Annotated in this window: 21 protein-coding genes; 5 read left to right on the forward strand and 16 right to left on the reverse strand. The window is 60.4% G+C overall.

Translation table 11 applies throughout. From position 1 onward, the window contains the following. Positions 1 to 55 precede the first annotated feature (55 nt). Entirely contained in the window at positions 56 to 490 is a 435-nt protein-coding gene (locus V7Z56_RS04465; RefSeq protein WP_334128157.1) for a nucleoside deaminase, read from the reverse strand. Between the two features lie 136 nt (positions 491 to 626). Between V7Z56_RS04465 and V7Z56_RS04470 the strand changes: the two genes are divergently transcribed. Genes V7Z56_RS04470 through rsmD form a run of 3 tightly spaced genes read left to right on the forward strand, consistent with a single transcriptional unit; the run spans position 627 to position 2,880 of the window. Then, positions 627 to 1,349, forward strand: a complete 723-nt coding sequence (locus V7Z56_RS04470) for a gamma-glutamyl-gamma-aminobutyrate hydrolase family protein (RefSeq protein WP_334128158.1) — start codon at positions 627 to 629, stop codon at positions 1,347 to 1,349. Beyond that, complete coding sequence (locus tag V7Z56_RS04475) at positions 1,346 to 2,275, forward strand: pseudouridine synthase (RefSeq protein WP_334128159.1); 930 nt, start codon at positions 1,346 to 1,348, stop codon at positions 2,273 to 2,275. The genes V7Z56_RS04470 and V7Z56_RS04475 overlap by 4 nt, the downstream gene beginning before the upstream one ends. Next, positions 2,275 to 2,880 carry a 16S rRNA (guanine(966)-N(2))-methyltransferase RsmD gene (gene rsmD / locus V7Z56_RS04480; protein WP_334128160.1) on the forward strand — a complete coding sequence of 202 codons (606 nt, stop codon included), beginning with the start codon at positions 2,275 to 2,277 and terminating at the stop codon, positions 2,878 to 2,880. Before V7Z56_RS04475 ends, rsmD begins: the two co-directional genes overlap by 1 nt. Here the strand turns inward: rsmD and V7Z56_RS04485 are convergent. From V7Z56_RS04485 to V7Z56_RS04530, 10 genes are all read right to left on the reverse strand, one after another. Continuing rightward, entirely contained in the window at positions 2,819 to 3,610 is a 792-nt protein-coding gene (locus tag V7Z56_RS04485; protein WP_334128161.1) for a phytanoyl-CoA dioxygenase family protein, read from the reverse strand. The genes rsmD and V7Z56_RS04485 overlap by 62 nt on opposite strands. Next, positions 3,603 to 4,796, reverse strand: a complete 1,194-nt coding sequence (locus V7Z56_RS04490) for an NAD(P)/FAD-dependent oxidoreductase (protein ID WP_334128162.1) — start codon at positions 4,794 to 4,796, stop codon at positions 3,603 to 3,605. Before V7Z56_RS04490 ends, V7Z56_RS04485 begins: the two co-directional genes overlap by 8 nt. 35 nt (positions 4,797 to 4,831) lie before the next feature. After that, positions 4,832 to 6,673, reverse strand: coding sequence for a DNA mismatch repair endonuclease MutL (mutL, locus tag V7Z56_RS04495; RefSeq protein ID WP_334128163.1), 1,842 nt, complete (start codon positions 6,671 to 6,673; stop codon positions 4,832 to 4,834). A gap of 66 nt (positions 6,674 to 6,739) precedes the next feature. Beyond that, positions 6,740 to 8,089 carry a M16 family metallopeptidase gene (locus tag V7Z56_RS04500; protein WP_334128164.1) on the reverse strand — a complete coding sequence of 450 codons (1,350 nt, stop codon included), beginning with the start codon at positions 8,087 to 8,089 and terminating at the stop codon, positions 6,740 to 6,742. Positions 8,090 to 8,100: 11 nt separating this feature from the next. Beyond that, a complete protein-coding gene (locus V7Z56_RS04505) occupies positions 8,101 to 9,486 on the reverse strand; it encodes a M16 family metallopeptidase (protein ID WP_334128165.1) in 1,386 nt (461 codons plus the stop codon). Between the two features lie 123 nt (positions 9,487 to 9,609). After that, on the reverse strand, positions 9,610 to 10,194 hold the full coding sequence (locus V7Z56_RS04510; protein WP_334128166.1) for a DUF3035 domain-containing protein: 585 nt from the start codon (positions 10,192 to 10,194) through the stop codon (positions 9,610 to 9,612). Between the two features lie 17 nt (positions 10,195 to 10,211). After that, positions 10,212 to 10,688: a signal peptidase II gene (lspA, locus tag V7Z56_RS04515; protein WP_334128167.1), complete on the reverse strand. Its 477-nt coding sequence runs from the start codon at positions 10,686 to 10,688 to the stop codon at positions 10,212 to 10,214. Between the two features lies 1 nt (position 10,689). Then, a complete protein-coding gene (gene ileS / locus V7Z56_RS04520) occupies positions 10,690 to 13,509 on the reverse strand; it encodes an isoleucine--tRNA ligase (protein ID WP_334128168.1) in 2,820 nt (939 codons plus the stop codon). A gap of 268 nt (positions 13,510 to 13,777) precedes the next feature. After that, positions 13,778 to 14,758: a bifunctional riboflavin kinase/FAD synthetase gene (locus V7Z56_RS04525; protein ID WP_334128169.1), complete on the reverse strand. Its 981-nt coding sequence runs from the start codon at positions 14,756 to 14,758 to the stop codon at positions 13,778 to 13,780. A 28-nt stretch (positions 14,759 to 14,786) separates the two neighbouring features. Next, positions 14,787 to 15,218 carry a MaoC family dehydratase gene (locus tag V7Z56_RS04530; RefSeq protein ID WP_334128170.1) on the reverse strand — a complete coding sequence of 144 codons (432 nt, stop codon included), beginning with the start codon at positions 15,216 to 15,218 and terminating at the stop codon, positions 14,787 to 14,789. A gap of 231 nt (positions 15,219 to 15,449) precedes the next feature. Here V7Z56_RS04530 and V7Z56_RS04535 point away from each other — a divergent pair, with 231 nt between their 5' ends. Both V7Z56_RS04535 and V7Z56_RS04540 read left to right on the forward strand, forming a co-directional pair. Then, the gene (locus V7Z56_RS04535; protein ID WP_334128171.1) at positions 15,450 to 15,836 is read left to right on the forward strand and encodes a response regulator; all 387 of its coding nucleotides are present in this window, start codon (positions 15,450 to 15,452) and stop codon (positions 15,834 to 15,836) included. Further along, positions 15,836 to 16,453 (forward strand): protein phosphatase CheZ, encoded by a 618-nt coding sequence (locus V7Z56_RS04540; protein ID WP_334128172.1) that lies wholly within the window; start codon positions 15,836 to 15,838, stop codon positions 16,451 to 16,453. Before V7Z56_RS04535 ends, V7Z56_RS04540 begins: the two co-directional genes overlap by 1 nt. Before the next feature lie 17 nt (positions 16,454 to 16,470). Here V7Z56_RS04540 and V7Z56_RS04545 read toward each other — a convergent pair whose 3' ends face one another. The 5 genes from V7Z56_RS04545 to xerD all read right to left on the reverse strand — a co-directional run bounded on the left by V7Z56_RS04545 (position 16,471) and on the right by xerD (position 21,822). After that, a complete protein-coding gene (locus V7Z56_RS04545; RefSeq protein ID WP_334128173.1) occupies positions 16,471 to 17,346 on the reverse strand; it encodes a TIGR01459 family HAD-type hydrolase in 876 nt (291 codons plus the stop codon). 12 nt (positions 17,347 to 17,358) lie between these two features. After that, entirely contained in the window at positions 17,359 to 18,621 is a 1,263-nt protein-coding gene (locus tag V7Z56_RS04550; RefSeq protein ID WP_334128174.1) for an EAL domain-containing protein, read from the reverse strand. Positions 18,622 to 18,781: 160 nt separating this feature from the next. Further along, on the reverse strand, positions 18,782 to 19,738 hold the full coding sequence (locus tag V7Z56_RS04555) for an acetyl-CoA carboxylase carboxyltransferase subunit alpha (RefSeq protein WP_334128175.1): 957 nt from the start codon (positions 19,736 to 19,738) through the stop codon (positions 18,782 to 18,784). A gap of 112 nt (positions 19,739 to 19,850) precedes the next feature. Further along, positions 19,851 to 20,837: an HpcH/HpaI aldolase/citrate lyase family protein gene (locus V7Z56_RS04560; protein ID WP_334128176.1), complete on the reverse strand. Its 987-nt coding sequence runs from the start codon at positions 20,835 to 20,837 to the stop codon at positions 19,851 to 19,853. Positions 20,838 to 20,928: 91 nt separating this feature from the next. Next, positions 20,929 to 21,822, reverse strand: a complete 894-nt coding sequence (xerD, locus tag V7Z56_RS04565) for a site-specific tyrosine recombinase XerD (RefSeq protein ID WP_334128177.1) — start codon at positions 21,820 to 21,822, stop codon at positions 20,929 to 20,931. Position 21,823: the final 1 nt, after the last annotated feature.

Here is a 21,823-nt window from a genome sequence, read left to right on the forward strand (position 1 = left end):
CCACAGTTCCTTTTATCACTTATTATTTTTGGATTGCGCCGGCATCATTCATTATTTACCGACGCTTTTCAAAGAAATTCTTCAGCAGCTCCCCTGATTTGCTTTCATGCAGGCCGCCGTAAATCTCCGGGCGATGATGGCAGCTCGACTGATCGAAGATACGCGCCCCAAACTCGACCCCTCCTCCTTTGGGGTCATACGCCCCGAAGTAGAGGCGGCGGATGCGCGCCAGAGAAATTGCTGCGGCACACATCGGACAGGGCTCAAGTGTTACATACAGATCGCAATCGACGAGCCGCTGACTGCCCAGCATACTGCCTGCAGCGCGGATTGCCAGCATTTCCGCATGCGCCGTTGGATCATTGCGGCTGATTGTCTGATTGCTGCAGTTGGCCACGACGCGGCCCGTGCGCGTATCGACGATGACGGCTCCGACCGGCACCTCGCCGCGATGCGCCGCAATCTCGGCGCTGGCCAGCGCCATTTCCATATAATCTACAATTTCATTGTCCATAGCGCACAGTCGCAAGCGTCCTTCGTTCCGTCAAGAGTGAGAAATATCGGAAATCTGCTTATGCCACGAAACGGCCGGTTGAGTTCCGCTCCGGAGCAGACTAAAAGAAGCTATGAAAACTCCTGTTATTGGCATAACGCTTGATTCGGAAGAGGCGGGCGGTTACTCGAAATTGCCGTGGTATGCGCTGCGGCAAAATTACGCCGAGGTGGTCACCGCGAGCGGGGGCCTGCCCCTTGCCCTGCCGCACGAACCGGATCTCGTCGCCCAATATGCGACGATGCTCGACGGGCTGATGGTAACCGGCGGTGCCTTTGACGTGGACCCCGGCATGTTTGGCGCGACGACGCGTCACGACACCGTCATCACCAAAGACCGCCGCACCCTCTTTGAGAAGACGATGACCGAAGCGATGCTGGCAGCCGACAAGCCGGTCCTCGGTATCTGCGGCGGGCAACAGCTTCTCCATGTCATCCTCGGCGGCACGCTAATCCAGCATATCCCCGACGAGGTGGAAAATCCGCTCGCCCATGAACAGTCCAACCCGCGCACCGAGCCCGGCCATGACGTGAAGATTATTCCGGGGACGCTGCTGCACCGGATCGTTGGCACCGACCGGCTCCCCGTCAACAGCGCGCACCACCAGGCGGCAAAGGACATCAGCGACACGATTACCGTCAATGCCATCGCGGAGGATGGCGTGATTGAGGGGATCGAGGACAGCCGTTACCGCTTCTGCCTTGGCGTGCAGTGGCATCCGGAATACATGATTTCCGACGGGGATCGGCTGATCCTCGATGCCTTTATCCGCGCCGCGAAGGAAGGCCCGAAATGACGGGTGACAAGGAACCCGCAGAACGGATCGCCAAGCGGCTCGCCCGGGCCGGCCTCTGCTCCCGCCGTGAGGCGGAACGCTGGATCGAAGCTGGGCGCGTCAGCGTGAACGGGGCAACGCTGCAAAGCGCCGCTGTCAATGTCGGGCCGGGCGATAAAATCACGGTGGACGGCAAGGAGATCCCGACGATCGAAAGGCCACGGCTCTGGCGCTATCACAAGCCCGCCGGCCTTGTGACCACCCACCGCGACGAGAAAGGCCGCGAGACGGTCTTCGAAAAGCTGCCTGAGGATCTGCCGCGGGTCATTTCCGTTGGCCGGCTCGATCTGAACTCCGAAGGGCTGCTGCTGCTCACCAATGACGGTGAGCTTGCGCGCCGGCTGGAGCTGCCGGCGACCGGATGGAAACGGAAATACCGCGTGCGCGTCCATGGCCACCCGAACGACGCAGACATGCAGAAGCTTGCAAAGGGACTGACGATCGACGGCGTGAAATATGGCTCGATCGAAGGGACAATTGACAGCACCAAGGGCGCAAACAGCTGGCTCACCCTATCCCTCCGAGAGGGCAAAAATCGCGAAGTGCGAAAGGTGCTCGAACATCTCGGCTACCCGGTAAGCCGCCTGATCCGCATCTCCTATGGCCCCCTGCAACTCAGCGATCTTCCCGTCGGCGCGGTCGAGGAGGTGAAAGCCAAGATCCTCCGAGATCAGATGGGTGTCGCCAAATTCGAGGAAGAAGAACCGGCCGAGCCACGCGGCAAAGGCCAGCGCCCGCAGAGAAAGGGCGCCGCGCCGCGCACGACAGGAGATAAAAGAGGACCAGTCACGGCGTCAAAGGCGCCCGCGAAAGGCGGCGGGGGTACGGCCGCCAAACGGCCAACCTTGCGCGCGAAGCCGGCCGCGGTACGGAGCCGCAAAAGCTGATGCGCATCGTTGGCGGCCGCTATCGGGGCCGGAAGCTTCTGCTGCCCGAGGATAAACGGATACGCCCGACCGCGGATCGGACGCGGGAGGCGCTCTTTAACATCCTCGCCCATGACCGCGACATGCAAAGCGAGCATGGCCAGTTGCCGCGCGATGCGCGCGTGCTGGATGTCTTCGCGGGCACCGGCGCGCTTGGGCTTGAAGCGCTCTCGCGCGGCGCAGGCCATGCGACCTTTATGGACAACCACCCCGGCAGCCTAAAAATCATTCGCGCCAATATCCAGGCAATGAACTTCCTGCGCGAAAGCGATACGCTCAATCGCGATGCGCAGCGGCCCGGGAAGACGGCGGAGGCCTATGATCTTGTCCTGATGGATCCGCCTTACGGGGAAGATATCGCCGGCGCGGCGCTGTTTGCGCTTCGGGATAATGGCTGGCTGAAGCCGCGCGCCATCGTTGTTGTCGAACTTCCGAAGAATGCCACATTCCCTGCGCCCGAAGGCTTTGAGATCCTGAAAGACCGCCACTACGGCGCGGCGCGACTTATTTTCCTGCGGCACGCGCCGGATCAATGTGACGGTACTTCGCAAACTGCGCCTGAATAAGGCGTTGCCGGAGATCGAAGGAGGGAAGTGCCCGCGGATCGATGAGAGGTTTCGCCAGCGGATCAAACGCCCTGTTTTGAAACTCAAACGACAGGCTGAGGCGCGGGTTCTGTGCGCGCGCCGTGAAGGCGCCGCCCCGGTGCAGCAGATCCTGCCGCCAGCCGAGCACGCTCCCCGCCTTGGCGGGCAATGGCGTCTCCTGCATCTCTTCGCCCGCCCCCTCGCCGGACGCCAACGGCACAACATACATGCAGCCGTTTCGCTCATCCGCATCGGTCAGCGGCAGCCAGAGCGAAAGGCTCATCAGGACCCGTTCGTCTCGCTCGCCGAACACCGTCACCGCGTCACAATCGCGGTGCAGCGGCCAGCCCGTCTCCCCCTCCTCCGCAAGGTGCCATGCCCAGAGATTGGGCAAAATTCCATAGTCGCCGAGAAAATGGCGGACAAGCGCGCCGAGCTTTGCGGCCATGAGCCACGGCTCATCGAAGAGGTAAATATAGACGGGCGGGAGCGCAGCTCTTTTAAGCCGCTCCATCCCCGCCCGAACGGGAAGATAGTCGGCCGGGCGGAAGAGCGGCGGGAGCGCGATATATCCCTCCTTCCAGAACGCGGCAGAAAGACTTGAGAGCGCACCGCTATCGAAGTCGATCTCACGCCCCGGCGTCTTCTGCTCGATGCCAAGCTCGGGCACGAGCCGCTGCCAATCCTCCAGGCTCCGCCGCTCAGGCATATTGTCCCGCCACATAGCCTGACGACCACGCCCATTGGAAGTTATAGCCACCGAGGAAGCCGGTCACATCCACCGCCTCGCCAATCACGAACAGACCCGGCACGTCGCGGCATGCCATCGTCTTGGAATCAAGCGCCGCCGTGCTCACGCCGCCAACGGTGACTTCGGCCTTGGCATAGCCTTCCGTTCCGGTCGGAAAAACCTTGACCAGTTTGATGCCATTCACAATATCGGCGATCAACCTGTCCGAGCAGTTGCCAAGCTCCGGCAATTCGCCGAACGGCTGCAGCAGCGCATCAACAAGGCGGTTGGCAAGATGCTCACGCAGAAGCGTTGCAATTTTCATTTTCGGCGCAACCTTCCGCTGTTCCTTGAGCCGCGATGCGAGATCAAGATCGGGAAGGAAGTCAATTTCAACGGGCTTTCCCGCTTCCCAGAAGGACGATATCTGCAGGATTGCAGGGCCGCTAAGGCCGCGATGGGTAAAGAGTAAATTCTCCCGGAACCGCGCCTTGGCGAAGCGTATCTCGACATCGGCGGAAACCCCGGAAAGATTGGCAAAGCGCGCCTTGTCTCCTGTGCCGAATGTCAGCGGCACAAGGCCCGGACGCGGCGTCGCCATCGGAAGGCCGAAATCCTTCGCGGCCCTGTATGCGAAATCAGTGGCGCCAAGCTTCGGGATCGAGAGGCCGCCGGTCGCAATCACCACGCTTTCAGCGCCGATCTGCCGTCCGCCCGCCTTGACGGTAAAGCGCCCGTCCTCCCGGCGGATGTTCTCCGCCCCGGCGCCGCGCCAGATCGTGACATTGGCTGCCGCGCATTCGTGTTCCAACATCGCGACGATTTCCTCCGCGCTTCGGTCGCAAAACAGCTGCCCGAGCTTTTTTTCATGCCAGGCGATGCCGTGCCTCTCAACGAGGGCAAGGAAGTCACTTTGCGTATATTGCCGGAGCGCCGATTTGCAGTAATGCGGATTGTCGGAAATAAAGCGATCCGGTGCGGCGAAATGATTGGTGAAATTGCAGCGCCCGCCGCCGGAGATAAGGATTTTCTTTCCGCATTTCTCCGCTTTTTCAAGGACGAGCACGCGACGTCCGCGCCGGCCCGCTTCGATCGCGCACATCAGGCCCGCTGCACCGCCGCCGATAATCACCACGTCAAACTGTTGCGCGTCCCGCGGTTTCATTGCGTCCTCTGGCTGGAAAATTGTTGCGGCAATGTTTAGCGGCGTCCAAACAGCTTTTCAATATCGCTAAGCTGCAGTTCGACATAGGTCGGGCGGCCATGGTTGCACTGACCGCTGTGCGGGGTCGCCTCCATCTCGCGAAGGAGGGCGTTCATCTCTTCGATGCTGAGCCGGCGGCCGGCGCGGACGGAGCCATGGCATGCCATGGTGGCGCAGACATGATCGAGCCGGTCTTTCAGCGACAGGGCGGTATCAAGCTCCGCCAGATCATCGGCGAGATCCTGCAGCAAGCTCTTCACATTGCAGGTGCCAAGAACGGCCGGCGTCTCGCGCACGACGATGGCGCCGGCCCCGAAGGCTTCCAGCACCAGTCCCATTTCAGCGAGCTCGTCGGCCCGCTCGGCAAGGCGGCTTGCGGCGATCTCGTCCATCTCGACCACTTCGGGAAGGAGCAGCATCTGACGCGCAACGCCGCTTTCGGCAAGCTGCTTCTTCATCCGTTCCATCACCAGCCGCTCATGCGCGGCATGCTGATCGACGAGGACCATGCCCCGCTCCGTCTGCGCGACGATATAGGTCTCATGCAGCTGGCTGCGCGCCGCGCCAAGCGGATATTGTTCAGGCGCCGGCGGCGCATCGGTCCTCGGCTGTTCACCCGGCACCTCAAAGCTTCGCGCCATGGGCTCATGCGAGGCGGTGAGCGGCGCCTGAAAGCCGGCGGCCGCCTCCGCAAGGCCGGGTGCCGGCGGGCGGGTTCCCCCCTCCGGCCAGCGGTTCCATCCGCCAGAGCGACGGCTCTCCCATTGCAGGGGCAGCGCGGTCGTCTCGGCGCGAAAGGCGCCAAGCGCCTGCCCGGAGATGGTCGAGGCGGCGCGGTGACCATGTTCGGCGAGAGCGCTCCGCAGCGCGCCGACAATCAGCCCGCGAACGCCACCGCTGTCGCGAAAGCGCACTTCAGCCTTCGCCGGATGGACATTTACATCCACCTGATCGGGCGGCACTTCAAGAAACAGCGCAAGCAGCGGATGGCGATTTCGCGCAAGCAGATCCATATAGGCGCCGCGCACGGCCCCGGTGAACAGCTTGTCACGCACGGGACGGCCGTTCACAAACATGAACTGCATTTCCGCATTGCCGCGGTTGAATGTTGGAACGCCTGCAAAGCCGGCAAGCTTCACGCCGTCGCGTTCGGCCTCTATCCGCATCGCATTCTCCGCGAACTCCCGCCCCATGATCGCGGCGAGGCGGCTCAGCCAACTGTCGAAGAGATCGCCCTCCGCCCCGTTTACCCGAAGCGCCACGCGGCTCTCATCGGCGAGGGTGAAAGAGATCGCCGGGAATGCCATCGCGAGCCGCCGCATCACGTCGAGCGCCGCCCCAAATTCAGAGCGTTCGGTTTTCAGGAATTTGAGACGGGCGGGTGTTGCGAAGAAAATGTCGCGAACCTCAACCCGCGTTCCCCGCGCCCCGCTGTCCGGCTCCACCTCCCCTTTCCTGCCGCCTTCAACGGCAAGAGACCAGGCGCTGTCATCTTCAGCGCGCCGGGTCGTGATGCGCATCCGGCTGACCGACGCGATGGACGGGATCGCCTCGCCGCGAAAGCCGAGATTGCGAATGAAAACGAGATCATCATCGGGAAGTTTCGAGGTGGCGTGCCGCTCGAAGCATAGCTCGAGCTCGGCCCGGCTCATCCCGACCCCGTTATCCGTCACCGTGATCAGCGAGCGGCCGCCTTCGCGCATCACCACATCGATCCGGCTCGCCCCGGCGTCGATGGCGTTTTCCACCAGTTCCTTGACGGCGGAGGCGGGCCGCTCGACGACCTCTCCCGCGGCAATCTGGTTGACGATATTTTCTGGCAGGCGACGTAAATGCATGAGGATCCGATGACTTGGTTCGCGGCGAAGCTTAGCAAAAAGACCCGCCCGGGCCTAGTCGCGCCGTCAATTCTTTTCCGGGGCCGTCGACGCAGGCTCGAGATTCTCCGGTCTTCCCGCAACGACGACGATGAGCTTCTCGGGATCGAGCAGTCGCGCCGCGACGCGCCTGATATCCTCCCCTGTCACGGCGTTGATAAGCGCCGCCCGCTCGTCGAGATAGCTGATCGGCAGGTTGCTGTACTGCATGGAGACCAGGATCCCTGCAATACGGTCGTTTGTCGCGAGGCCGAGCGGGAAGGAGCCGTTGATATAGGTCTTGGCCGCTTCAAGCTCTTCCTCGGTCACGCCGTCGCGGCGCAGCTCCTCGATCACCTCGGTGACCAGACCAAGCGCCTCGGCGACAGAGGCATTGCCAGTGGCGAGCCCGCCCATCATGAGCCCTGCAGACTGGAGCGGATAGAGATAGCTGTAGACGCTGTAGACGAGGCCGCGCTTTTCGCGGATCTCCTCTGTCAGGCGGGAGGAAAATGTTCCGCCGCCGAGGATATAATTGAAGACATAGGCCGCATAGTAATCGGGATCATCGCGCGTCACGCCCTCGCCGCCGAACACAACGACGCTTTGCGGAATATCCCAGTCGATCACTTCAAGCGCGGCTTCATCGCGCGGCGAGGTCGGCGGCACCGCGCGCGCGTCAGCCTGCAACGGCAGCTTGCCGAACGTCCTGTCAAGCAGCGGCGCAAGCTGCTCCGCCGTAATGTCGCCAACGACGCCGATCAGCATGTTGTCGCGGCCAAGACGCGTCCCGGCAAAGCCCTGCAGATCATCGCGGGAAATCCCGGACATCGTCTCGATCGTTCCCTCCACCGGGCGGCTGTAGGGATGATCGCCGAAGGCGAGGCGGAACCAGGCGCGGCTCGCAAGGCTGCCGGGATCGGATAGTTTCCGGTTGAGGGACGCGAGGATCTGACCGCGGATGCGCTCGACCGGCTCTGGATCAAACCGCGGCGCGGTGATGGCGAGGGAAAACAGGCGAAACGCCTCCTCGGTATTCTCACTCAGCGTTTTGAGATCGCCCGAGAAGCTGTCGCGATTCGCATCGAAGCCGAGCTGGATCGCTGAATCGGAGAGCCGGGCCTGAAATGCCTTGCCTTCAAGATCGCCCGCGCCTTCATCCATGGTGGCGGAGGCAAGATAGGCGAGGCCTTCCTTGCCCGCGGGGTCGAGGCTCGCGCCGCCGCGCCAGACGACATTCATACTCACGATGGGGATTGATGGCTCCTCTACCAGCCAGGCGGTGATGCCGCCGGGGCTCGTCACCTCCTTGATTTCGAGTGCGCGCACCGGCAGCGCGGCAAGCAGGACGAGCAGCGAGACGCAAAGGGCGAGAACGGAACGGGTGACATTCTGCATGATCTGCTTCCTTACTCGTTCGGTGCGGCCGGCGTCGCCGCGGGCTCCGGCGTCAGCCGGCCAACGACAGAGCGCCGCTCGTCAAATATCATTTTTGAGGCCTCTTGCACCTCGGCGGCGGTGACCTCGGAGATCTGCCGCGGCCAGGTGACAATATCCTCGATACTCTGTCCCGCCGCCAGCGCCGCGCCAAATATATTGGCCGCGCCCTGCATATTGTCGCGCGCATAGATGGCATCGGCGAGCATTTGCCTTTGCGCACGGCGAAGCTCCGCCTCCGTCACGCCATTTTCAATCACGTCGCGAATGATCGCCTGCACGGCAGCCTCGATATCGTCAAGACTGTGATCTGCTGTCGGGCTCGCGTAGAGGGTGAAGCCCGTGTAGTCATAGGCGCCGGAATCAAAATACGCGCCGGCGTTGGTCGCAATCATCCGATCCACCACAAGCTGGTCATAGAGCCGGCTGGTCACGCCGCCTCCAAGGATGCGCCCGAGCACCTCGAGGGCGCGAAGCTGCTTCGGCGGGGCCTCCCGGCTGATCGGGCCAAGATAGCTCTGCTGCCAGCTTGGCTCGCGCACCCGCCTGTCGGACATTTCAACGGTGCGTTTGGCAAGCTGCGGTGGCTCCGCCACACGCTGTCGCACCGGGATTTCCTTGGCCGGAATGGGACCGTAATATTCCTCGGCGAGGGCAAAAACGTCCGCCGCCTTCACATCGCCGGCGACGATAAGGATGGCGTTGTTCGGCGCATAATATCTGTTGTACCAGTTGATGGCGTCCTGAGTGGTGAGCGTCTCAAGTTCATGCCGCCAGCCGATCACGGGCGTGCCATAAGGGTGCGCGAGATATTGCGCCGCGCGAAACTGTTCGGAGAACAGCCCGCCGGGCCGGTTGTCGGTTCGCTGCGAGCGCTCTTCGAGTACGACCTTTAGCTCGGGCGCGACAATCTCGTCGGTGAGCTGCAGATTTTGCATCCGGTCCGCTTCCATCTTCATGAAAAGCGGCAGCTTGTCCACGCTGACATTCTGATAGTAGGCGGTGTAATCATAGGAGGTGAAGGCATTCTCCTGCCCGCCGTTCCTGGCGACGATGGCCGAGAATTCTCCGGGCGCCAGTGTTGTCGTGCCCTTGAACATCAAATGTTCGAGAAAATGCGCGATGCCGGATTTGAGCGGCGCTTCATCCGCCGATCCGACGCGGTACCAGACCATATGCGTGACGATCGGCGCGCGATGATCTTCGAGCACGACGACCTGCAGGCCGTTATCGAGCGTCGCGGTTTTCGGATCAAACAGTGTCGGGATATCTTCGGCGGCCGGCAGCGCGGCGGCGCGCCCGACGACGGCAAGGCAAACGACCAGCGCCAGGAAAAATGATGATCGCAACGGGCCCATCGGCAACCTCCGGTCCTACTCAACGAATGCAGTTAATCAAGGGCGGATCGCGGCGCATGACAAGACCGCCGGAAGACAAAGTTACGACCTGCCGGACATGGCCCATCGCAACCTGCCGCAATGTCAGTTAAACAGCCCTTCCAGAAGAGCACGTTTCTTCCGCTTGATGACGGGGGTGTCGCCGCCGGCCGCCGCATTCTCCCCAAGCGCCGCATTTTCCTGCAGCCGCTTCTTTTCCTCTATCGGATTGACGACCGTGCCATAGGGCGGCTGATCCTGCCAGAACATGATTTTCTCAAGGAACGTCTCGTCATTCGCAGCGAGGGTGGCGGTTTCCGTATCGACGATCTCGCGGATGTTGGGATCAATATTCTCCGCCCCGGCCTGCCGCAGCAGCGCCAGCTCGCCCGTCGAGAGACCCGCGGCGACCGCCTCGGAATGGGTGACAGGACGGGTATCGCGTCCCCGCCCGAGAAGCGCCGTCTTCGCGCTGTTTTCCGCCATGATATCCTGCAGCCCCTTCTGGCCGGGCGCCGGCGGGCGGAGCGAGAAATCGGGCGGGATGATCAGCGGGGCCTTGGTGATAACGGTGAATTCGTCGGGCCCGCTCTTGTTGCCGATGCCAAGCGCCTGCTTCGTTCCTTCGCATCCTGTCAGTGCGAAAGCTGATAGCAGTATGAAGCCGGTAAGCAGGCGACCGTAACGCATTTTCCTCAAGCCTTCCCTCATGACGATATTTTATCGGACTTTCGTCCATGAAACAAGTTTTCCAGCAACAACAGCGCAACCCCGACAACGATCGCCATATCGGCGACATTAAAGGCCGGCCAGCGCATGAAAATCAGGTCAAAATCAAAGAAATCGGCAACCGCGCCAAGCCGGATGCGATCGATGATATTGCCGATCGCGCCGCCGAGCACAAGACCGAGACTGATAGCCAACAGCCGGTTTGTGGCTTTTCTAAGCCAGAGAAAAATAAAGATGGAAATCAATGCCGTAACGCCGACCAGTATCCAGCGCATACCGTCGCCCGCGAACATTCCGAAACTGACGCCCCGGTTCCAGACCATCACGATATTGAAGAAGGACGTCACCTCGATCCCGCCGGGATAGCGCTCCATCAGGTCGATAAGGTAAAGCTTGCTCAACTGATCGACCGCGAGGATGAGGGCCGCGATGGCGAGGCCGAGGCGAAGCAGCATATCAGGCCCCGGCCTCAACCGTCATGTCGCCCACCACATCGGCGCAGCGGTGACAAAGATCGTTATAGGTCTCGTGGCTCCCCACCTCGTCCAGAACCTTCCAGCAGCGCTGGCATTTCTCGCCCTCGGCAAGGGCGGGCACCACCGCGACGCCTTTGACATCCTCAAGCCGGAAGGCATCATCGGGTGCGGTCTCCGTCGAGAGGCGGACGCCCGATGTGATGCAGATATCGGCAAGATCGAGCCCGTCCAGAACCGGTTTGTAATCGTCGGTGATATAGACGACCGGCGCGGCCTGCAGGCTGGAGCCGATGCGCTTTTCGCGCCGTTCGATTTCGAGCGCGCCGGTGACGACGCGGCGGAAGCTGCGGATCTTCGACCAGCGCGCGTGCAAATCCGGGTTGCGCCAGTTCGCGGGGATTTCCGGGAAAAGACGCAGATGCACGCTGCTCTCCTCGCCCGGGAAGCGGGTCAGCCAGGTCTCCTCCGCGGTGAAGGCGAGCATCGGAGCGAGCCACGCCGTCAGGCAGTGGAACAGATGATCGAGCACGGTGCGGGCCGAGCGCCGGCGCGTGTCCATCGCCCCGTCGCAATAAAGCACGTCTTTTCGGATATCGAAATAGAAGGCCGAAAGCTCCAGCGTGCAGAAGTTATGCAGCGCCGTGAAGACGCGGCTGAATTCGAAGCGATTGCAGTTCTCGCGGATCAGGACGTCGAGTTCGGCAAGGCGATGCAACACCCAGCGCTCCAGCTCCGGCATCTCGTCAACCGCGATCCGCTCCGCCTCCTCCCAGCCGTCAAGATTGCCGAGGATGAAACGCAGCGTGTTGCGAAGGCGGCGGTAGCTGTCCACCTGCCCCTTCACGATCTCATCACCAATGCGCATGTCGTCGGAATAGTCCGACGAGACGACCCAGAGACGGAGGATATCGGCGCCATGATCCTTGATGACCTGCTGCGGCGCAACGACGTTGCCGAGGGATTTCGACATCTTGCGGCCCTGCCCGTCCATGACGAAGCCGTGCGTCAGCACCGCTTCATAGGGCGCGCGGCCGCGCGTGCCGCAGGATTCGAGAAGCGAGGAGTGGAACCAGCCGCGATGCTGATCAGTGCCCTCAAGATAGAGCGATGCCGGCCATTTCAGTTCGGGGCGTTTTTCCAGCGTGAAGGCGTGCGTGCTGCCGGAATCGAACCAGACGTCGAGAATGTCCATCGCCATGTCGTAATCATCGGGATTGTATTTGTCGCCAAGGAAACGAGAGGCCGGTGACTGAAACCAGGCGTCAGAGCCTTCAACCTCAAAAATATCGGCAATGCGCGTATTCACTTCCTCATCGCGGAGGAGCTCGCCCGTCTCCTTATGGGTGAAAACGGTGATCGGCACGCCCCACGCCCGCTGGCGCGACAGCACCCAGTCGGGGCGGTTCGAGATCATCGCATGGATGCGGTTGCGACCCGATGCCGGATACCATTTGGTCTCGTCGATGGCTTTAAGCGCCTTCTTGCGCAAATCGTTCACTTCCATCGAGATGAACCACTGGCTGGTATTGCGGAAGATCAGCGGCGCTTTCGAGCGCCAGGAATGCGGATAGGAATGCACCAGCTTGCCGCGTTTAAGGAGCGCGCCGACCTTTTCCAGCTCATCGGCGACGCCTTCATTGCATTTATAGACATGCTGCCCGGCGAACATCGGCACATGCGCATAGAAGGTGCCGTCCTCATCGACCGTCTGGGGGATTTCAAGTTTATGAGCAAGGCTCGCCTCGTAGTCCTCCTGACCGTGACCGGGGGCCGTGTGGACGAAGCCGGTTCCCGCATCGACCGTGACATGCGCGCCGTCAATGAGCGGCACGTCGAAATCATAGCCCTTGCCATGGAACGGATGCAGGCAGACAACGCCTTTTACATCATCGCCCTTGCCGCGCCAGACAATTTCGGCATCGATGATGCCGGCTTCCTTTTTCACCTCATCCAGAAGCTCCACTGCAACGAACAGTGTCTCGCCGACAACGGCGAGAGATTTCTCCGTCACCGCTTTCACCTTGAAACCGACATAGTCGATATCCCGGCCATAGGCGATGGCGCGGTTGCCCGGCATCGTCCAGGGGGTGGTTGTCCAGATGACGATGGAAGCGCCCATAAACTCGGCCGGACCCGATTTCACGGGGAAGCGGACGTGGATGGTGGTCGAGGTGTGATCGTGATATTCAAGCTCCGCCTCCGCGAGCGCGGTCTTCTCGACCGGAGACCACATGACCGGCTTCGAGCCGCGATAGAGCCCACCGTTCATCAGGAACTTCATCAGCTCACGGGCAATCTGCGCTTCCGCATCGAAGCTCATCGTCGAATAGGGGCGCTCCCAGTCGCCGATCACGCCAAGGCGCTTGAACTCTTCCTTCTGCACCTCGACCCAATGAGCGGCAAACTCGCGGCATTCACGGCGGAATTCGGCGATTGGCACATCGTCCTTGTTCTTGCCGGCGTCGCGGTACTTCTCCTCGATCTTCCATTCGATCGGCAGCCCGTGACAGTCCCAGCCGGGGACATAATGCGCGTTCTTGCCCATCATCTGCTGCGAGCGGCTGATGACGTCCTTCAGGATCTTGTTGATGGCATGGCCTATATGCAGGTTGCCATTGGCGTAAGGAGGGCCGTCGTGGAGAATGAATTTCTCACGATCCACCGACTGCTCACGCTGCAGGCGGAACAAATCCATCTTCTCCCAGCGTTCCAGCAGCCCCGGCTCTTTCGCTGGCAGACCCGCTTTCATGGGATAATCGGTACGGGGCAGAAAAATCGTCGATTTATAGTCAGTGCTCATCGCAGCGAACTGATCCTAACAGTAACTTTATTTGAGATGAATAACCGGCGGGATAACGCCATTCTTGCAGAGCTTTTCCCTGAACATCAGGTACTGACCTCTCACACCCGGCCTTAACGAGACAAGGCCGGGCCGCTAATTCGACCGCCAACGGTGAAGCACCCCGGGAACCCGGTTTTGCAAATCCAGTATTTATTCATGGCTGGTGTTTTACCAACTCCCCAAACCTCTGTCGAGAAATCATCCGCGAAAATTCGCAAAAAACTGCCTATCCCAGACCTTTCTTGTCCGCATAGCGCGTTTGTGCGTTGTCGGGATCGGAAAGAATCTCCCGCGCCCTTTCCGCATCTTTCGCGATCTGTTGCGTGAGTTCCTCGATCCCGCTGAATTTCATCTCGGGGCGAATGAAGTCGACGAACGCGACACGCAGGCTCTGCCCGTAGAGATCGCCCGTCCAGTCCAGCAGATGCACCTCCAGCAGCACATCTTTCTTGTCGAACGTCGGGCGCATCCCGAAATTGGCGACACCGTCGATCCAGTCGATATGCGAGCCACGATGCAAGCCGACCCGGACCGCGTAAACGCCGCGTTTCGGATGGTGATAGCCGACGAGCGGTATGTTTGCCGTCGGAAAGCCGATGGTGCGCCCGCGCTGATCGCCGCCGGCGACCGGTCCCTCGACCTCCCACCAGTGGCCAAGCAGGGCTGCCGCCTGCTTGGGATCGCCCTCCTTCAGGCGCTCGCGGATCGCGGTTGAGGAGAAAATGACCGTCTCCTCTCCGACAGGGGCGATTTCGGTCACACCGAAGCCGTATTTCTTTCCGAGTTCATTCAAGATCGCCGTCGTGCCCTGTCGCTTGTGGCCGAAGATAAAATCATAGCCGACGACGACATGCGCGACCTCAAATCCCGTGACCAGCACATCGCGCACGAATTCCTCTGCGGTTTTCTGCGAGAAGGCGAGATCGAAGGTCAGCGTCACCATCACATCGACACCGAGCCATTTCAGATGCGCAGCCTTGGTTTCCATCGTCGAGAGACGAAAGGGCGGCGCGCCGGGCGCAAAAAACTCGCGCGAATGCGGCTCAAATGTCATCACGCCCGCCGGAACCCCGCGCTCAGCGGCAATTCTCTGCGCTTCGCGGATCACCGCCTGATGGCCCCGGTGGACGCCGTCAAAATTGCCGATCGCCAGCACCAGCCCGCGGCACTCCGTCGGCACATTCTGATAATCACGTAAAATCTTCATCCGGTAAAATCCGTTCCTGCAGCCGCGCTCACGGGCGACGGACAACCATCAGCGTCGCCTCGCCGTCGAGGACAACCGTCTCGCCAATCGTGCAGGCACAGTCAAATTTCACGCGTCTGCCGTTGATTTCCTTCACCGTCACGCGGGCGACGACGGTATCGCCGATGCAGACCGGCGCCTTGAAATTGAGGCTCTGGTTGACATAGACCGCGCCGGGCCCCGGAAGCTTCGTACCAAAAACGGTGGAGATCAGACCCGCTGACAGCATGCCATGGGCGATGCGTTCCTTGAACATCGTCTTTTCGGCAAATTCTGCATTGAGATGCAACGGATTGGTATCACCTGAGACCCCCGCATAGAGGAGAATATCCGCTTCCGTAATGGTCTTGCCGTAGACCGCCGTCATGCCGATCTTCAGGTCGTCGAGAAAATAGCCGTGCAATTCTTCATATACAGACATGATTATCCGTTCTCACTATCGGGGATTCGCCGGTTTATATAGAAGCAAAACCGCCATGACTGCAAGGGACGACTGCAATTCCGGCACCGCGGCGCGGCCTTTCATCGCCCCGCGTCCGGAAGCGTGCCCGAATTAACCATTTTTTCAACTTCGCCCCCTACTTTGTAAATTCGTTTTCATCACTGGCTCCGCCTCAGCGGGCATTTAATAAATATGGCAAGAGGGTAATCCATGGCTGTTGATATGAACATGTCAATTCTGATCGTCGACGACTATAAAACAATGTTGAGGATCATTCGTAATCTTCTCAAGCAGCTCGGTTTCAACATGGTTGATGAAGCCTCCGACGGGTCTGCCGCGCTTTCGAAGATGCGAACCAAAAACTACGGACTTGTCATCTCCGACTGGAATATGGAGCCGATGACCGGCTACCAGCTTCTCAAGGAAGTGCGCGCCGACGAGACGCTGAAGAGCACGCCCTTCATCATGATCACGGCCGAATCCAAGACGGAAAACGTGATCGCCGCGAAAAAAGCGGGCGTAAACAACTACATCGTAAAGCCCTTCAACGCGGCAACGCTGAAAGCAAAGATTACCTCGGTTCTGGGAGAGTTCTGATGTCCGACGCGGAGGAAATCCTTCGTTTGCGGCGGCAGATCGCGTCCCTGCATCAGGATTGCCAGGATCTTGCGAGCTTTATCATGGCGGCGCGCTCGGAAATCGCCCAGATCAGACCGAATGATCTGAAGCGCGAGAAACTTCCGCGCGCCGGCAAGGAGCTCGACGCGATTGTCGAGGCGACGGAAGCGGCCACCAACCAGATCATGGGCGCGGCCGAGACCATCATGTCGGCACGCGTCACCGAGCCCGACGTCGTCAATGATGCCTGCATGGCGATATTTGAAGCCTGCTCGTTCCAGGATATTACCGGCCAGCGGATCAGCAAGGTCGTCTCGACCCTCAACTATATCGAGGAGTATCTGGCGCGCCTTACCAAAGCGTGGGGGCATCAGATCGACAGCATCGCGGCAAATGACGCGGCGGCGACGCCCGGCGGTGATGCCGATCTCCTGAACGGCCCCGCGCTCGACGGCGAGGGGGTGGACCAGCAGGAAATCGACAGTCTTTTCGATGCCGGAGCGCCGAAAGCCGCCTCTGCTGACGCTGCGTCAAACCCGGCGCCCTCCAGCGAGCACAGCAAGGCGCAGGATGAAATCGACGCGCTTTTTGACTGAGCAGCGCGTCCCCCGTCCTACCAGACCATATGGCCGGTGACATAACGGGGCGAGAACGCATATTCGCGCACCACGGCCTCGACCTGCGCATCGCTCGGCAGCGCGCCTGCCGACAGGCCCCAATCCTCCGCATGGATGCCGCCGCTGATCAGTACGCTGTCAATGCCGGCGGTCGTCGCGCCCTTGATATCCGTCCGCATGCTGTCGCCAAGAGCGAGGATGCGCGCGGGGTCGGTGATGGAAAGCGCGGCCATGGCCTGGCGGTAGACTTCCGGGTAAGGCTTGCCAAACAGCGCGACACGTCCGCCCATCTCGGCATAGAGTGCCGCAATCGATCCGGCGCAATAGATCATCTCATGGCCCCGCATGACGGTCAGATCCGGATTGGCGCAGAACATCGGCAGATCCCGCGATAGCGCTTCACCCAGCAGCGGGCGGTAGTCGTCGGGCGTCTCGATCTCATCGTTAACGAATCCCGTGCAGATAATGAAATCGGCGTCCGCCAATGTGGCAACGCGGCGATAGTCGAGCCCATCCTCAAGCCCCTTATCGCGGGTCGCGCCGATCTGGTAAAAGGCGTTCCCCCGCTCTTTCAGCAGCGGATGAGTGCGATGCGTCAGCGCTTCGCGCGTCAGGTCGCCCGAGGTCAGGATATGGTCGTAGCAGTTACGGGCGACGCCCAGCCCCTCAAGGAAGCTGATGACAAAATTGTTGGTGCGGGGCGCGTTGGAGACGAGAATGATCGGCCGGCCGCCTTGGCGCAGCTTCGCCATGCAGTCAAGCGCGCCCGGATACGGCTCGCGGCCGTTATGCACCACGCCCCACAAATCCAGAATGAAGGCGTCATAATCCGACGCGATCCCGGCGAGACCGGGAATGATTTTAAAAGTCATCTGAAAACCCTGCTAATTGACGGATTGCGGTGGCCGCGGAACTCCGAAAAGAAAGCCCTGACCGAAACCGACCTCCACATCCAGAAGGCCGATGACGGTGTCTTCATCCTCCACCATGCTGGCAATCAGCTCGATATTCTCGCGCAGCAGTGCTTCGCGCAAATCCTCTGGCTCCATATACATGGTGTCGTCCGATCGGCCGGGCAGCAAATCCGCGGCGGCCACCTTGAGGAAGCGGAAATTCCGTTTGCCAAGAGCGGCAAAATCGAAATCCAGTCGCTTCACATGATCGACAGAGAAGGTAAAGCCTATCCGCGCGAGCGCGTCAAGCCCCGCCTCTACAGCCTCTGAGGCATTGTCGATGTCATCTTGCGCAAATTCGAGGATCAGGCTTCTGCCGAGATCCCGGTTCGCGTCGAGAAATTCAATAAACTGCTGGAAAAAAGCGGTGTCGTTGAGGGTATGCGCCGAGATGTTGACAAAGAAGCCGATATCAACATTCCGCTGCCGCACGCGCCGGATAAGCTGCACACAGCGGATTAGCAGAAGATTGTCGATGGTCCCGATCAGCCCCTCCCTTTCCGCCACCTTCAGATACTGCCCGGGCGTAATCACCTCGCCGCGCGGGCCGCGGATGCGGGAAAAGGCTTCGTAGAACTGCGTCCGCCGCTGCGGCAGGCGGACAATCGGCTGCAGATAGAGATCGACCTTGTTCTCCTGCAAACCGGCACGGACAATTTCAAGGATCTCATTCTCGAGCCGGTCGCCGTCATCATAGCTGCCGCTGCAGGGCGCGTCCGCCGGAGCAGGCTCAGGGTCGATTTCGGCATCGCTCGAGAGAATAATTTCGTCTTCCTCATCCTCCGCCGGAGGCGCCGCCGCGGAGGAAGCATTGGTGGCCGGTTCCTGATTGGAAAGCTGCCGCAGGAGACGGCGGAGAATATGCATCTCGGCTGCAAAGCTATCGATATTGCCGTCCTTCCCGGCAAGTTTGCCGAGAATGCTGTCAAACCGGTCAAGGCCCGTTTCCGCCATGTCGAGATCACTTCGGATCTTCATCAATTCGCGCTGGAAGCGGGCCCGTTCGACATGCCGCATAACGAAATCATGCACCAGCGCGCACAACAGGAAAAAAGTGCCGCCCGCCCAGTAGCCAATGACCGGATCGAGCCCCGGCACATATGACGGCGCCTGAATCGCAATAACCGCAGCCGTCAGCGCATAGGCAAGAATAATGATGCCGTGATAGAGCACGTGAACTTCCCCCTTCGTCAAGCGTCAGTTTAATTATTTTTTTCGATCAGGGAAGCTATTCCGGTGACGGATTTAACAACAACCTGATTTCATCACCGCGATCCATACTTGGCGGTAATAGTGAAAAAAAGCTAAACGGGCCGCTTTTTAAGGGTGGAAAAGGGGAGATTGAGGGCCGCGATCAGCCTTCTTCCAGTCGTCCGATGGCAAGGAATTTGCGCCGCCGCTCTTCCCGCAATTCGCCCGGTTCCTTTTTCGAGAGGCTGACAAGTTCCTCTTCGATCGCATCGCCAAGCGCGTTGATTGCCGCGGGCACATCCCGCTGCGCACCGCCGACCGGCTCATCCACAATGCGGTCGATAACGTTGAGCTTCAAGAGATCCTGCGCCGTGATGCGCATGGCGGTCGCCGCCTCCTGCGCCTTGTCGCGGGTCTTCCAAAGAATGGCCGCGCAGCCCTCCGGCGAAATCACCGAATAGACCGCATGGGCGAACATCAGAACGCGGTTGGCGCTTGCCAGCGCGACGGCGCCGCCCGATCCGCCTTCGCCGACAATGGAGGCGATCATCGGAACGCGGACATCAAGGCAGACTTCAATCGAGCGGGCGATGGCCTCGGCCTGGCCGCGTTCCTCCGCGCCGATACCGGGATAGGCGCCGGAGGTGTCGATAAAGGTCAGAATGGGAATTCCGAAATGATCGGCGAGCCGCATCAGCCGCTGCGCCTTGCGGTATCCTTCCGGGCGGGCCATACCGAAATTATGCCGGATGCGGGTTTCCGTATCCTTGCCTTTTTCCGTCCCGATCACGACGACGCTGCGGCCGCGGAACCGGCCGAGGCCGCCGATAATCGCCTTGTCATCGGCAAAAGCGCGATCACCGGCAAGCGGCATGAAATCCTCGATCAGCCGGGCGGTGATATCGCTGAGTTTGGGACGATCGACATGGCGGGCGACCTGCGTTTTCTGCCACGGCGTCAGCTTCGCATAGGTTTGCTCAAGCTGCTGCATCGCCTTCTGGCGCAGCTTCGCGATATCTTCCTTGATCTCGATATCGCTGGCGTCCTCAAGCCCTTCGAGCTCGCGGATTTTGCCTTCGAGATCAGCGATCGGCTTCTCAAAATCAAGGAAATTATTCATAAATCGTCCAGACCCCACAGAAAACTGACGGACTGATTAATAAATTGACGGAACGGTTCCGTCAATGAACCGTTCCGTCATTACTTAATATTATGGCATCCGTGTGAACGGGTTATTTTTTAGCCCGTGCCGCAATGATATCGGCCTGTTTGACCAGCGCTTCGGCCTGCTTGATGGATGCGATATCGATCAGCCCGCCGTCGAGCGCAATTGCGCCGGCGCCTTCGGCCTGCGCCTTCTCCATGGCTTCGAGAATACGGCGCGCCTTGGCGACTTCCTTCTCCGGCGGCGTAAAGATGTCATTGGCGAGCGGGATCTGCTTCGGATGGATCGCCCATTTGCCTTCGCAGCCGAGGATGGCCGCGCGGTTGCCATGCGCGATATAGCCGTCGGGATCGGAGAAATCGCCGAACGGACCGTCGATGGCGCGAAGGCCATTGGCGCGCGCGGCGACAACCATGCGGGCAATCGCATAATGCCACATGTCGCCCCAGTGGAAATCACGCGAGCCATCCTCGGCCGGATCGGTCAGAACGCCATAGAGCGGGTTCGGGCCGCCGATGGAGGTGGTGCGCGCCTTGGTCGAGGCGGCAAAGTCGGCAACGCCGAAATGCAGGCTCTCGTTGCGCTTGCTTGCGGCGGCGATCTCATGGATGTTCTGCATGCCGAGCGCGGTTTCGATGATCAGCTCGAAGCCAATCTTCTTCTTGCGGCCGATGGAGGTTTCGATCTGCGTCACCAGCATGTCGAGCGCGTAGACGTCGGCCGCGGTCCCGACCTTCGGGATCATGATCAGATCAAGACGCTCGCCGCCCTTTTCAACAAGATCGACGACGTCGCGGTACATGTAGTGCGTGTCCAGACCATTGATGCGGACAGAAATGACCTTATCGCCCCAGTCAACGTCATGCAGCGCCGCGATGATGTTCTCACGTGCCTTCGGCTTGTCGTTCGGCGCCACCGCGTCCTCAAGGTCGAGGAAGATGACGTCGGCGTCGGTCTTGGCCGCCTTCTCAAACATGTGGGGGCTCGAGCCGGGCACGGCGAGTTCACAACGGTTCAGGCGCGAAACGCAAGGTTCCGGAACAGTAAAGCTCATGGCGATCACTCTTTCTTGATATGTATGTTCGGGTTGAGGGGAAATTGCGGCAGGCGGATGAGAGAGTCAAGCATTCCGCTGATAATTTTCACTATGCGAGCGGATGATGGGTTGCGACGATCTCCATCAGCCGCTTTTGCAGCACGTGGGTGTAGATTTGCGTCGTCGAGATATCGGCATGGCCCAGCATTTTCTGAAGCGAGCGCAAATCCGCGCCGTTGGCGAGCAGGTGGCTCGCGAAGGCATGGCGCAGCACATGCGGCGAGACTTTCGCCGGATCGATCCCGCTTCGGATTGCGAGGTCTTTCAGGAGTTGCCCGAGCCGCTGCCGCGTCAGATGTCCCTCTTCGCTTCGTGACGGAAACAGCCATTTCGAATGCGCGCCGTCCGGACAGAAGCTGCTGCGGAGGGCAAGATACTCGTCGAGCGCCTGCTTCGAGGTCCGGTTGACCGGGACCAGCCGCTCTTTGCCTCCCTTGCCGCGCACCAGCAGAAACCGGTCCTCATCGCGGAGCGCCGGATAGGGCAGCGTGACAAGTTCGGAGACGCGAAGGCCGGTCGCGTATAGCAGCTGCAGCAGCGCATGGAGGCGCTTCTCCTCCGCGCTTTCGCCTTCTGCGGCGGCAAGCAGGCAATCGACCTCCGCCTCGCTCAAGTATTTCGGCAGTCGCCGTCCGGCGCGCGGGCTGTCGATGTTGAGCGAGGGATCGTCGCGGCGAATATCCTCAGTGAGCAAATAGGAAAAGAGCTGGCGCAGCGCGCTGAGACGCCGCGCCTGCGTCGTCGCCTTGAGCCCGAGATCGTCCATGAATTTGAGATATGCCTGGATATCCGCGGATGATGCGTTCTTGAGGCTCACGCCGCGGCGCGCGATAAAATCGGCAAAGTCCGCAAGATCGCGGCGATAGGCGGCAAGCGTATTCGCCGCCGCCCCGCGTTCCGTCAGGAGCATCTCCAGAAAAGCCTCAAGATAAGGCGCGGACATC

This window comes from Sneathiella sp., from assembly GCF_036844445.1.
Taxonomy (GTDB): Bacteria; Pseudomonadota; Alphaproteobacteria; order Sneathiellales; family Sneathiellaceae; genus Sneathiella.

Coding starts and splice junctions, on each gene's coding strand:
- V7Z56_RS04465 (WP_334128157.1), bottom strand. CDS start 490: ATGGAAATGGCGCTGGCCAGCGCCGAGATTGCGGCGCATCGCGGCGAG.
- V7Z56_RS04470 (WP_334128158.1), top strand. CDS start 627: ATGAAAACTCCTGTTATTGGCATAACGCTTGATTCGGAAGAGGCGGGC.
- V7Z56_RS04475 (WP_334128159.1), top strand. CDS start 1,346: ATGACGGGTGACAAGGAACCCGCAGAACGGATCGCCAAGCGGCTCGCC.
- rsmD (WP_334128160.1), top strand. CDS start 2,275: ATGCGCATCGTTGGCGGCCGCTATCGGGGCCGGAAGCTTCTGCTGCCC.
- V7Z56_RS04485 (WP_334128161.1), bottom strand. CDS start 3,610: ATGCCTGAGCGGCGGAGCCTGGAGGATTGGCAGCGGCTCGTGCCCGAG.
- V7Z56_RS04490 (WP_334128162.1), bottom strand. CDS start 4,796: ATGAAACCGCGGGACGCGCAACAGTTTGACGTGGTGATTATCGGCGGC.
- mutL (WP_334128163.1), bottom strand. CDS start 6,673: ATGCATTTACGTCGCCTGCCAGAAAATATCGTCAACCAGATTGCCGCG.
- V7Z56_RS04500 (WP_334128164.1), bottom strand. CDS start 8,089: ATGCAGAATGTCACCCGTTCCGTTCTCGCCCTTTGCGTCTCGCTGCTC.
- V7Z56_RS04505 (WP_334128165.1), bottom strand. CDS start 9,486: ATGGGCCCGTTGCGATCATCATTTTTCCTGGCGCTGGTCGTTTGCCTT.
- V7Z56_RS04510 (WP_334128166.1), bottom strand. CDS start 10,194: ATGCGTTACGGTCGCCTGCTTACCGGCTTCATACTGCTATCAGCTTTC.
- lspA (WP_334128167.1), bottom strand. CDS start 10,688: ATGCTGCTTCGCCTCGGCCTCGCCATCGCGGCCCTCATCCTCGCGGTC.
- ileS (WP_334128168.1), bottom strand. CDS start 13,509: ATGAGCACTGACTATAAATCGACGATTTTTCTGCCCCGTACCGATTAT.
- V7Z56_RS04525 (WP_334128169.1), bottom strand. CDS start 14,758: ATGAAGATTTTACGTGATTATCAGAATGTGCCGACGGAGTGCCGCGGG.
- V7Z56_RS04530 (WP_334128170.1), bottom strand. CDS start 15,218: ATGTCTGTATATGAAGAATTGCACGGCTATTTTCTCGACGACCTGAAG.
- V7Z56_RS04535 (WP_334128171.1), top strand. CDS start 15,450: ATGGCTGTTGATATGAACATGTCAATTCTGATCGTCGACGACTATAAA.
- V7Z56_RS04540 (WP_334128172.1), top strand. CDS start 15,836: ATGTCCGACGCGGAGGAAATCCTTCGTTTGCGGCGGCAGATCGCGTCC.
- V7Z56_RS04545 (WP_334128173.1), bottom strand. CDS start 17,346: ATGACTTTTAAAATCATTCCCGGTCTCGCCGGGATCGCGTCGGATTAT.
- V7Z56_RS04555 (WP_334128175.1), bottom strand. CDS start 19,738: ATGAATAATTTCCTTGATTTTGAGAAGCCGATCGCTGATCTCGAAGGC.
- V7Z56_RS04560 (WP_334128176.1), bottom strand. CDS start 20,837: ATGAGCTTTACTGTTCCGGAACCTTGCGTTTCGCGCCTGAACCGTTGT.
- xerD (WP_334128177.1), bottom strand. CDS start 21,822: ATGTCCGCGCCTTATCTTGAGGCTTTTCTGGAGATGCTCCTGACGGAA.